General features: G+C 67.4%; 5 protein-coding genes and 1 pseudogene. 1 reads left to right on the forward strand and 5 read right to left on the reverse strand.

The features are described 5' to 3' along the window. Positions 1-387: 387 nt before the first annotated feature. The gene (locus AC08OP_RS12040) at positions 388-1,758 is read left to right on the forward strand and encodes an MFS transporter (protein WP_476614272.1); all 1,371 of its coding nucleotides are present in this window, start codon (positions 388-390) and stop codon (positions 1,756-1,758) included. A gap of 147 nt (positions 1,759-1,905) precedes the next feature. Here the strand turns inward: AC08OP_RS12040 and AC08OP_RS12045 are convergent, their stop codons facing one another. The 5 genes and pseudogenes from AC08OP_RS12045 to AC08OP_RS12065 all read right to left on the reverse strand — a co-directional run bounded on the left by AC08OP_RS12045 (position 1,906) and on the right by AC08OP_RS12065 (position 11,804). Continuing rightward, positions 1,906-3,162, reverse strand: coding sequence for a DUF2254 domain-containing protein (locus tag AC08OP_RS12045; protein WP_476614273.1), 1,257 nt, complete (start codon positions 3,160-3,162; stop codon positions 1,906-1,908). A 152-nt stretch (positions 3,163-3,314) separates the two neighbouring features. Beyond that, positions 3,315-3,407: pseudogene (locus AC08OP_RS12050) on the reverse strand (DNA-binding response regulator); the annotation flags it as partial. 173 nt (positions 3,408-3,580) lie between these two features. After that, the gene (locus AC08OP_RS12055) at positions 3,581-6,325 is read right to left on the reverse strand and encodes a type I polyketide synthase (RefSeq protein ID WP_476614274.1); all 2,745 of its coding nucleotides are present in this window, start codon (positions 6,323-6,325) and stop codon (positions 3,581-3,583) included. A 24-nt stretch (positions 6,326-6,349) separates the two neighbouring features. Continuing rightward, positions 6,350-7,417, reverse strand: coding sequence for an adenine nucleotide alpha hydrolase family protein (locus AC08OP_RS12060; protein ID WP_476614275.1), 1,068 nt, complete (start codon positions 7,415-7,417; stop codon positions 6,350-6,352). A 163-nt stretch (positions 7,418-7,580) separates the two neighbouring features. Continuing rightward, on the reverse strand, positions 7,581-11,804 hold the full coding sequence (locus tag AC08OP_RS12065) for a non-ribosomal peptide synthetase (RefSeq protein ID WP_476614276.1): 4,224 nt from the start codon (positions 11,802-11,804) through the stop codon (positions 7,581-7,583). Positions 11,805-12,245 lie beyond the last annotated feature (441 nt).

Genomic DNA, 12,245 nt, shown 5'->3' on the forward strand with positions numbered 1-12,245 from the left:
GTACCGGGCGGTGCGGCAGTCGTGCCAGCGTCAGCAGATGCCGATGGCATGCCGTCAGATGCCGATATCCGTCGACGCTGTGCTCTCAAGGACTCAAGGACGCTGTACTGAGGAGCATGCCACTCGGGCCGCCCGAACAAACTGACGGCTGCCTTACGGAACTCGCTGCTCCGGTGCGGACGTGCGCTGACGGGGCACCCCGATGCCGCAACGGCGCGGTTCGGGTGCCCGCCGATCAGGGCGGCGGAATGCGCGGCCGGCTGGCGGGCACACCGGCCGGATGCAGACGCTGCCTGCTGGGCGCCGTCGCAGCGCCAGTCGGCCTGTCCGGGTACCCGCCGCACCCGTCAGGGTTGCTCTCCCTCCCGGACGGTGGCGGAGGCCGCGGTGACCCCGCGCGCGCTGGAGAGACTGCGGCAAGACCGGATCGCCGCCAAGCCCTGGCAGGTGACCGCGGCGCTCGCCTGTGTGGTTGCGCTGAGCACAACCGACACCGGAGCGGTGGGCGCGCTGGCGCCGACGCTCAAACAGCACCGGGGACTGGCGAACACCGATATCGGCCTGTTGCGGATGGTGACCGCGGTGACCGGTGCCCTCCTGTCGATTCCCGCCGGGATCCTGGCCGACCGGGTCCGCCGGGTGCGGTTGCTCACCGTCAGCATCGCGCTGTGGGGCTGTGCGATGATCGCATCAGGAACCGTGACGTCGTTCGGCTGGCTGATCGTGGCCCGGGTCGCTCTGGGCGTCGTCACCGCCGCCGCCGGCCCCGTGATCGCTTCCCTGGTCGGCGACTACTTTCCCGTCGCCGGGCTGGGAACGATCTACGGAAAGATCCTCGTCGGGGAATTCGCCGGTGCCGGCGCCGGCCTGTTCCTGGTCGGCAACGTGGCGGCCGCCCTGTCCTGGCGGTGGGCGCTGTGGGTGCTGGCGGTACCGGCATTCGCGCTTGCCTGGCAGGTCCGGCGCCTGCCCGAGCCGGCGCGGGGAGGGCAGGCCATGTTCCCCGCAGCCTCGTTCACCACAGCCACCACAGCCACCACAGCCACCGCGGAGCCCGCCGGGTCCGTTGACCACGATGCCGGCGGCGCACAACCACGGGGACCAGCCAATGCGGGCCGGCTGCGCGAGGCCGCGGCCGCCGTCCGTGCCCGCGACGTGGAACCGGACCGTGACCGTCTCCCGCCGCGGGATCCCGCGTGCCTGTCGCTCGGCCAGGCGGTGCGGTACGTGCTGCACGTGCCCACCAACATCGTTCTGATTATCTCGTCGGCGCTCGGCTACTACTTCTTTACCGGCTTGCACACCTTCGCCACCAGCTACCTGCACGAACGCTTCGGGCTCGGCCAGGGCACCGCGGCCACCCTGCTGGTCGCCATCGGCGCCGCCGCCGTGCTGCTGCCGGCCATCCTCAGCTCGACCCTCACCGTCGCGGTTCCCCCGTTCGCACTGGCCGCCATCGCGCTTGGCGCAACGAATCCGCCGCTGGATGCGGCTCGCCTGGACATCATGCCGGCACCGCTATGGGGACGGGCGGAAGCGATCCGTGGCGTGCTGCGGACGAGCGCTGACGGTATGGCACCGCTGGTGTTCGGTGCGCTGGCGGATATGCTCGTCGGCCCGCACGGCCGGGGCCTGCAACTCACCTTCCTGATCATGATGGCTCCCATGGTGGCCGCCGGCCTCGTCGGTCTCCGGGCGCTACGCACCTATCCCCGAGACGTCGCCACAGCCGCGCAGTACGAGGACCGCCACCACTGACCGCGGCAACCGCCAAGCATCCCCGATCTCTCACCTCATCCATCAGCACATCCATCAGCACACCCATCGGCGACGTTCACCGGCGGTGAGAAGGTGACGTCTGGACAGTCACGGGAGGGGATGCAACGGGACATCTAGCCGTCCCGGTCAGCCTTTCCTGGCGGCGAGGCGGCGCTCCAAGCTGGTGACGCGGCAAGCGATGCGCGCCCGGTGCTCAGGCCGAGCCTGCTCGTACACGTCGCGCAGCATGAGGCGCAGCCGGGCGAGCACCCGTGGGGAGTCCTGCGCCCACCGGCTAATGTCGTCCACGCCGATCCGCAGGTAGTCCTCGAGATCGGGTTCCGGCACCACGAGCCGCGGCTGGCCGTCCCGGTCAGTATGGGCCCGGGGCGTCAGGTGCCGCGTGACAAGCCGGCGTAGCAGATCATGCACCTGATCGACCGCCGCCACCGCGGTCGTATGGTCGTTCATGGCTGGTGACAGGGCGCGTTCCGCGATATCGGCCAGCTGCCGGAAGCCGAACGCAATGTCCTGCTCCATGCTCCGCTCGATCTCGATATCCACCGCGTCAATCACGGCCTGCCGGTCGAGGTCTCCGCGGAGGCCGTCGGCGGGGCCATCGTGCACGGTGAACAGCGGCATCCCGGCAGCAACGAAATCACCGATCTTTGGCACGAGCACAACCAGACAATTAGCCTGCGAGGCAGCCCGAACCACCGGTCGGTCTCGCACCACGGCGATAATACCGTTCCGCGGGGCGCTTATGATCTTATATCTTGGGCTGGGCGCGGCCGTCGGCAGAGGTACCGAGGATACGGAGCCGACGCCATCGAAGCGGCGAGCGATGCATCGGCGGGTCTGCGTGCCGATCGAGGCCAAGATCTGCGACACCCGGACCGCATTGGTCACGTGGTGGATATAAGCGATGAAGAGCACAACGCTGATGAGTACCAGCAGAACCGACAGAGTGACAGCCGTCCGCGGCACAAACGGCCGGGCCGTGTCCGCGCCGCGGACCGAGCGCAGGACCGCCAGCGCATAGACGAAAGTCGCAACGAAGACACCCAGTGCCAGTTGGGTGAGGCGATCCTGAAGGAAGGTCCGCAGCACCCGAGGCGAGAACTGGCCACTGGTCAGCTGCAGCGTCACGATCGTGATCGAGAACACCAGCGCGGTAAACGAGATCATGGAGGAGGCGACCGCGGACAACACGGATCGTGCACCGTCCGGCCCGCCGCTGAACAGGAACGGCAGCGCGGCGGACAGCCCCCGCTCATCCAGCCAGGGAACCGAAACGGCAAGACCAACCGCCAAGGCGGTACACAGGGCCGGAATCGTCCAGAAGCTGGTCCACAGCCGGCGCGCGCGGGACCGCCACATGCCTTGTTGCCGCGCGGACAGCATGGCCAGAAGATGCCCGTCAGCTGCCCGGCTGACCCGCAGGTGAGGCGCGCGTCGCGGCCGTCCCGAAGGACCACCCCCTCCGCGCAACGGATCTCCAGGGGGCCGACGGTCAGCGCCCGGCTCACCAGGCCCGGCAGGTCCCCTGAGGTACGCAGGCGACGGCACACCTCCAAACCATCCATGCCCGGCAACATCAGGTCGAGCAGAACGGCGTCCACCGGATGCGCGGCAACCTCCACCAGGGCCGCCTCGCCCGTAGCCGGCTATCGTCGCCCCGCCCAAGCCGTTACCCTCGACCTTCCCACCCAGTAGATGAGCCACCCTTGCGGGTGCGGGTTGGCTCTCGGGATGCCGAGACACGACACGTCGAACGACACCGGCGGCCTGTCCCGGAGGCATCCGCGCCACGGACCGCCGGCTACCCCGCCAGGGTGCCTGGGCCGGTGCCGGGCAGGTCCTGCGATGCCGCCAGCTTTTCCACGTAGGCGCGGATAGTCGGATGATCGGCGAAGACCGAGGCCCGGACGTCCTGCTCCAGCTCGGCACCCAGCCGTGCCGCGATCTCGATCAGATTCAGCGAGTCCAGCCCCAGCGTGAAGAGGTTCTGATCCGGGTCCACCTGTGCCGCATCGTCCAGTCCGAGCATTTCCGCAACCTGATGTTGGATGAAATCGATGACGAGCGCGGGTCTCTCGGCGCTCCGCGCCGTCTCCACCCGGTCGCGCAGCGTCTCCTCCGCCGGCGCGGAGCCGGTATCGGTTCTTCCCGCAGTCGCCGGAAGCGCGTGTTCCTCCGCCTCGACCCAGTAGCGCCTGCGCTGGAACGGGTAGGTCGGCAGAGGCACGCGCCGACGTCCCTGGCCAGCAGGGAACGCCGACCAGTCGAGGCTGACGCCGCTTGTCCACAGGCGCCCCGCGGCCGCCAGCCACACGTGCCGGGCGTCGGCGTCGGGACGGGTGCCGCGCGGGTCCATCTCCAGTGGCACAGCCTTCCGCCCGGATGATGCCTCGCGCCGACCGTCGAGCAGGAGGGCCAGACGTTCCTCGGCGTCGGGAGTTTCGTCACGCGGCTCGGCCCAGCCCGCCGACGGCACCGGCACACCCACGCCCAGCCAACCGTTGACTGCCGCGGACCACACGGGGTACCGGGGGGCCGCTGGCGTGAGGCTACCGGCCGGCTCGCCGTGCGCCTGCGCCCAGGCCAGCCTGAGCGCGGACTCGAGGGGGAAGATCCCGGCGAGGCAGGCGGCGACCAGGTCGCCCGCGCCGAACCCCACCAGCGCGCTCGGACGCACACCACACGCCGTCCAGAGCTCGGCGAGAGCGTACTGCCCGACGAAGGCTGCGACGGCGTCGCCATGCCGCGCACACAACAGCGACGCCGGGTCGGGTGTCCGCGGCCTCACCCCGAGAGTCTCGAGGGCCACCGCGCACCGGTCGACCGCGTCGCGGAACACGGCGGCGTCGCGGTACAGGCCGGCGAGACGGGTATCGTCGCCGTTCTCCCTGAGACGGTGCGCGAAAACGAAGAGCACGTCGGCCTCGCCGTCGGCAACCTGTCCGGTGGACACGCGGTCGGGCTCGCCGAGCGCGAGCGTCAGTGCGGCGTCGTGGACGTCCTGGCACACCAGCGCCCGTCGGTACGCACGTGCTCGGCGTCCCACCGCGAGCGTGTACGCCACGTCGGCGAGGTCGAGCGTCTCGCGGTGCACGCGCAGATGACGCGCCAGATTCTCCGTTGCCTCCTCGAGCGCCGCGACCGAGCCGGCAGAGATCATCAGCAGCTGCCAGCCGTCCGAGGGCGGCACCCCGGGCTCGCGTTCGCGGGGCGGCGCCTCCTCAAGAATCACATGGGCGTTCGTGCCGCCAATGCCGAATGAGCTCACGCCGGCACGTCGCGGGGCCGTGCCCGATGCCGGCCACTCTTGGGACTCCGTGGCGACGCGGAAGGGGCTGGCGTCAAAGTCGATGTCGGGGTTGGGTTTTTCGAAGTGCAGGCTCGGCACGATGCGCCGGTGTCGCAGCATCAGCGAGGTTTTGATCAGTCCGGCGATCCCCGACGCCGCGTCCAAGTGGCCGATGTTCGTCTTGACCGAACCGATGGCGCACCGGTCGCCCGCCCCTGTCTGCCGCATGAACACGTCCTGCCGCATGAACACGTCGGTGAGGGCGGCGAGCTCGACCGGGTCGCCGAGCGGGGTGCCGGTACCGTGGGCCTCGACATAGGTGATCGTCTCGGCGGCGCAACCGGCAAGAGCCTGGGCCTCGGCGATCACGGCGGCCTGGCCCTGCACGCTGGGAGCCGTGTAGCCGGTCTTCGCGCCGCCGTCGTTGTTGACCGCGCTTCCCTTGATGACCGCGTGAATCCAGTCGCCGTCGGCGAGCGCGTCGGCCAACCGCTTCAGGACCACGATGCCGACACCACTGCCGAGGACCGTGCCCTGCGCTCGGGCGTCGAAAGCCCGGCACCGGCCGTCCGGCGACAGGATCATCCCCTCCTGGAAAAGGTAGCCCTCGGCCTGTGGCACCTTGATATGAGCCGCTCCGGCCAACGCAAGATCGCACTCTCCGCCCAGCAGGCTCAGGCAGGCCAGGTTGACGGCCACCAGCGAAGTGGAACAGGCGGTGTTCACGTTCACCGCCGGGCCCCGCAGGTTCAGCTTGTAGGCCACGCGCGTCGCCAGGAAGTCCTTGTCGTTGCCTAGCATCAGCCGGTAACGTTCCAGCGTCGACCCGTGACGGAAACGGCTGGCGAGGTTGCGTAGAAGGTAGGTGTTCAGCCCGGCGCCGGCATAGACACCGATCGGGCCGGGGCAGGTGTCCGGGTTGTAACCGGCGTTCTCAAGCGCCGTGAGCGCGCATTCGAGGAAGTGCCGTTGCTGCGGGTCCAGGAGCTCCGCCTCCTCACTCGTGATCCCGAAGATCTCGGCGTCGAACATCTCGATGCCGGCCAGTATCTGCCCGGCCCGCACATAGCGCGGGTCCGCCACGAGCGCGGGGCCGACGCCGGCTGCCAGTAGTTCGGCCTCGGTGAAGAAAGTGGTGCTCTCGCGCCCGTCACACAGATTCTGCCAGAACTCCTCGACGGTATCGGCCCCGGGAAAACGGCACGCCATCCCGATAATCGCAATGTCGGAATCCCGGACGTCGTCTGCTCGTTCCATCGCCTCCCCCTCCAGTGCGGACTCTCAGTCGAGTCGGATGCCCAGGTCCGCGGCCACGGTACGCAGCTCGAGGAAACTGCGGGCGACATACCGGGCGGCGTCATCGCCGGCGTCGAGCTGCTTGAATACCTCGACGATGGCCTCCTCGTGCGCGCCGGGGTCCCCCTCCCCCGCCGCGATCTCGAACACGATCGCCCTGAGTCGGTCCTCGACCTCGGCCACATCGACCGATCGGGGGAACTTGACGCTGTAGGTAGACCGGTCGTAGTCCTTGTTTCGGTTGACCGCCCGCACATAACTCGACGCGTTCAGCTTGTAGAACATACAGTCCCAGTTCCTGAACGAGTAGTAGTTGAGTAGCGGAAAAAGCGTGCAGTGGGTCTCGAACGGAGAGGAGGCGTAAATGCCTTTCGCCTTCAGCTCCGCGACGATCCGGTCGGGGTCGTATTCGTCGCGTAGGGCGACGAAGGGAAAGACGATCTTCGGCAGCTCACGCTCATCGGCGAACAGTAGTTCCTCCAGCCCGCCCGAGAAGAACTCGCCGGTCCGGTCCCGGCCGAAGGTCTGGTAGAAGTTCTTCACGATCTTCCGGACGTTCGACTCCATCGTGAGTGTCTGTTGCGGGTCCGCGCACAGGATGATGTAGGGGATGTTGTCCCGCCACGCGTACAGAATTGCCCGGATGACAAAGAACGACCGGCACGAGACACAGGGGAGTTTCTCGTCCAGGTACTTGCCCGGCTTCGCCGGGACCGGCCGGTTGAACACCTCCCTCATCATGTCCTTTATCTTGTCGGACCGGTCGGTGACGAAGGTGGCCGGGATCCTCTCCTGGGCAAGCCGCATGTTCGCTGCGGCATGGCTGCTCTCGAAGGGAATTTCGAAGGTGTAGGAGACGACTCTTTTATGGTACTCGTTCACGAACTTGTCCAGCATGTACGTGCTGTCCTTGCCACCGCTGTACATCAGCAGGCAGTCGTAGGGACCACGCTCGTTCGGCCCGCTGTTCACGAACTCCTCGTAGATTCTGGACACGTAGGTGAAGTTCTCGAACATCTCGACTGCGACGTCGAGGCTACACAGGTTGCACACACCGTCATTGTCAAGTGATATACCCGGATGACCAGCGTTCAGTGAACAGATCTTGCAGCGGACCATTCCTCACCTTCCCAGCCGAGTTCTCGAACGCGTCACCGCCGGGGCCGCCTCATGCGCCAGGTAGCTCACCCGCCAGGCACCTCACACGCCAGGTGCCTCATGCGCCGGGTGGCTGGCGGGACCTGAGATCACCACGTCTGTGCCTGAGGCCCGCGAGTGCTGACCGGGAACGCCCCCCGGATTCTTCGGGTGCCCCAGCTCGTCCGGGAGTGTGTGACGGGCCGGCTCCGGCGTCACCGGACCGGCGTGGCGCAGAGGAGGACAAGTATGCCGCCAGTCCCCGGACAGTCGGATAGGCGAACATGTCGACCCGCGTAAGCGACTCGGACAGCTCCGCCTGCAGCCGGATCAGAACCTGCATGAGCAGCAACGAGTTACCGCCGGCGTCGAAGAAGTTCTCGTCGATTCCGACCTCCGGCACCCCCAGGACACCCCGCCAGATGCTGGCGACTGCCGCCTCGAGCTCGCCACGGGGCAGGACCCGGTCTCCGCCTGCGGGCGGGAGGACCTCGGGCGGCCCTGGTAGGGACCGACGATCGATCTTGCCGTTGGCTGTCAGCGGCAGACGCGTCATGGTCACGAACGCAGCCGGGAGCATGTAGGGAGGCAGCCGGGTACGTAGGTACCGCCGGAGTTCCTCCGGCCGCGCACCGACGCCGGATTCGGCCGGGACGAGGTAGGCTACCAGCTGGCGGTTTCCGGGGGCGATGTCGCGTAGGCAGACCACCGCCTCAGCGATGCCGTCATGCCGGCGCAGAGCTTCTTCGATCTCACCGGATTCGATGCGATATCCGTGCAGCTTGACCTGGTTGTCGACCCTGTGGAGGTAGTCAACCCGGCCGTCGGGCAAGTGGCGCACGATGTCACCGGTCCGGTACATGACGGCGGGCTCGTCCGGTCCGAACGGGTCTCGGACGAACCTTTCCCGGGTGAGCTCCGGCTCGCCGAGATAGCCCGCGGCCACCCCGTCCCCACCGATGTACAGCTCGCCGGGTACCCCGGGCGGCACCGGCTGAAGCCATCTGTCGAGGACGTAAAACCGGGTATTGGCGATCGGCCGCCCGATCGTGACCTGCCGGCCCGGCTCCACGCGGTCGACCGAGGACCAGATCGTCGTCTCGGTCGGGCCGTAAAGGTTCCACACCTTCGCAACCCGCGCGAGAAGGCCGTCAGCGAGGTCGCGAGGCAGCTGTTCGCCTCCGCACAGGGCCGTCAGGCCACGGTCACCCTCCCAAGACGCGGCGATCAGCATCCGCCAGGTCGCCGGGGTCGCCTGCATCACCGTCGGGCGACTCCGCTCGATCCGTCTCCGCAGTTCGAACCCGTCACTGGCGACAGCGGCGGGTACCACCTCGACCTGCCCGCCTGTCACCAGCGGCAGGAGAAGCTCGAGGTAAGCGATGTCAAAGCAGACCGTGGTCACCGCCAGAAGGCGGTCATGCTCGGTAAAGCCTGGAGTCCGCGCCATCGAGCACAGAAGGTTCGTCAGGGCCCGGTGGCCGACATCCACCCCCTTGGGCCGGCCGGTCGACCCCGACGTGTAGATTACATAAGCACGGCCCTCCGATGACCCTCGGTCATAGTTTTCCTCGTCAGATTCCTCGCCCGGACCGCCCCCGGCTGTCGCGATCACATCCCAGTACTGATCGAGCGTGACGACGGTCGCCGGGCAGCCCCGGACATCGGGCTCCAAACTCGTCCGGGTGAGCAGCAGTGCCGACCCCGAACTGGTGAGCATCTGAGTGATGCGGTCGGGTGGATACACCGGATCCAACGGCACAAAGGCCGCTCCGGATTTCATCACGCCGAGTACAGCGACAACAATTTCCTCCGACCGCTCGAGGTAGATGCCGACAAGGCTGCCGGGACCGATGCCGTGGCGACCGAGGAACGCGGCGAGGCGCGTCGACCGTCGATCAAGTTCGCCGTACGAGAGACTGCGATCAGAGTAGACGACGGCGGGTGCCTCGGGACGGCGACGTGCCTGCCGTATGAACAGCTGATGCGCGCACAGGTCGCACGGGTAGTCGGCGTCCGTGTCGTTCCAGGTGACAAGCACACGTTGCGTGTCCTCGGGCGACAATAGCGGGAGCTTGGTCAGATCGGCCGTCGCGGAGCCCGTCAGGGCCTCGAGGAACGCGACAAACATGGAGCGCATCGTGTCGGCCGCACCAGTTTGCAGGACATTCTCGGCAATGAGCCAGCGACATCCCTCACCGTCTCGCGGGATCTGCGCGAACAGCACGGTCGCGGACCGCGGCTCGGCAGCGACATTGAGATTGTCAACCAGCTCGACGGCGACCGGCATGCCGCGCTCGACCCATGGCGCGCACGCACGTAGCTCCGCGTGACGAACCCCTAGGTCGCGGGGATAGCCGCTGCGCTCGCCGAACAGGTGGAGCTGCCGGGCCATCTCGCGGCGGAACTCCAGGAAGCCCCGGTTCTCGTTGAGCGAGGGCACCCGGAACGGCCGATGGCGGGCAAGCGGTGTGCCATCCCCGCCCGAGGCGTCGGATTCGGCTTCCCACGACAGGTCGACGTCCGGACCGTCCGCACCGCTGAATCGGACCAGGAAGGCCAGCAGCACCGTGAGCAACCATTCGGACCTGCCGTGCCCCCGGCCGTCACCATCCCGTGCGACCGCCTTCTCCTCCACGCCGGCGAGATCAGCGGGGACGGGGAATCGGATGTCCCGGTACCGGTGCGGCGGATCCGGGACCGGATTACGGCGCGGGAGGTCGAGCGGCTCGACGGACATCAGGCGCCGTACCCAGCCGGTCTCGTGCTCGACGACTCCGGCCGGTTCCCCCGGCTCCCCCGGTCCGACCGGTCCGACTGGTCCGACCGGTCCGACCGGTCCGACTGGTCCGACTGGTAGGACCGTTCCCTTCGCCCGCCGGCCGGCCAGCTCCTCCAGCGCAAGTTCCGGAAGCGCACCGAGGGGGACCTCCGGGGCGGCCACCATCGCCTCCAACAACCGCCGCACCTGGGATCCCATCCGTTCTACCGTCTTATCGGTGAAACGGCGGCGGTCATAACCGACTCTGAGGATGAGGCGGTGGTCGTGGTTCGCATAGAGAGTGAGCGGGTAATTCGTCTGCTCCTCCAAACGGAATTCCCGGTGCCGCCAGGCACCCCCCAGCGACCGCAGCCGGGTACCAGGCAGGTAGTTCTCAAAGATGAGCAGGCTTTCGAACATCGGGAGCGAGGCCGGAATATCACTCCAGGTGTGGATCAGGGTCGGCGAGGTGTGCTCGAAATCTCGCAGCGCCAGCTGATGCCGTCGCAGCCGCTTCAGCAGCTCGACCACGGTCATCGCGCTCGGGGCGACGACACGGAATGGCAGCGTATTAAGAAACAGACCAAGCATGCCCTGGGCGCCGTCCAGGAATCCGCGGCATGCCCGGGTTGTACCGAACACTACGTCATGGCGGCCGCTGAGCTGTTGCAGGAGGACCGTCCACGCCGCCTGCACAACGTTATTAGCGGTTACCTGTTGCTCACGGGCCAGGAGTTCCAGTGCCCTGGTCACCTCTTCCGAAATCTCGGTCTCCACGGCCGTCAGGACGTTCTCACCGGGTCCGGGGGCGCGGACCACGTCGACGACGAATGGCGTGGGCTCCGTAACACCAGCCAGATCGGCACGCCAGAACGACTCGGCTGCGACGAGGTCCTGCGCGGCCAGCCAGTCGACGTAGTCCCGGTACGGGCGCGGGCGGGGACGCTCGGCCCGGCGCCCGACGAGCAGGTGATCGTACCGTTCGAAGAGTTCCGCGCTCACCATGAAAAGGGAGCGTCCGTCCATCAGCGCATGATGGGTCGTCCAGACGAACTCGTATTCATGATCACCCATACGGAAGACCGCGAACCGCATCGGGGGCCCGGCCGTGAAATCGAAGGACCGGCGCTTGTCATCGTCGAGGTATTCGCGCAGGCTCCGTTGCCGAGCTGTGCTGTCCAACTGCCTCCAGTCCGGCGCGGACAGGGACACCTCGACCTCGCTGCTGACCACCTGGCTCGGACCGTCCGGATGGTCCAGCAGAAGCCTGGTCCGCAGCATGGGATGCCAGTCGAACAGGTCCCGCAGTGCCTGCTCGAACACCGCCAGATTCAGCTGCTCCCGCAACGTGAACAACTTCTGCAGAACGTAGAATCCCTCGCCTGGAGCGCTGACACTGTGCAACAGCATTGCGTGCTGCACCGCCGACAGCGGAAGCCTTTCCACGTCTCCACCCGACCGCACGGCTCCCGACCCGAGGCGGCGCGCGCTCGTCGGCACCACCAGACCTGGCGAGGTGCCACGCCCTTCCGGGTTGTGCATATCGAGCCTCTCGTAACGCTGGGTCGACTTTCCTGACCGGAGGTCTGGCCCCACGGCGAGGCTGCGCGGAAAGCCGACCTGGCCCAGACTATTGGAATTCGAAACGGCTTCCTCTCGTCGCCACGAGCAGGTCAACCTGCCGAACACCACTTTCACCCGGTACTGTGGCCCACGCCACGAAGGTCGTCAACACTCATTACCCGGCGCTATCGATTCATTCAAGATAGCGATCGAGCAGCGCCGAACAGCGGTTTTATCCGCCTTCATTCTGACGCTCTTTCCGACTGATTCGTTGGCCGTTCACTGCCCGCATGAGGGCCATCGAGTTCGACAGTGCCAGCGACGAGCACCCCGCCACCGCCGCTACCCGGACCCGCCGGCACGCCCGGGATTGGGGGACGCCGGCAGAATCGACCAGGTCGGGAGCGGAGTCTGCTACTC

This window comes from Frankia sp. CeRuru1, assembly GCF_977966315.1.

Coding starts and splice junctions, on each gene's coding strand:
- AC08OP_RS12055 (WP_476614274.1), bottom strand. CDS start 6,325: ATGGAACGAGCAGACGACGTCCGGGATTCCGACATTGCGATTATCGGG.
- AC08OP_RS12065 (WP_476614276.1), bottom strand. CDS start 11,804: ATGCACAACCCGGAAGGGCGTGGCACCTCGCCAGGTCTGGTGGTGCCG.
- AC08OP_RS12045 (WP_476614273.1), bottom strand. CDS start 3,162: ATGCTGTCCGCGCGGCAACAAGGCATGTGGCGGTCCCGCGCGCGCCGG.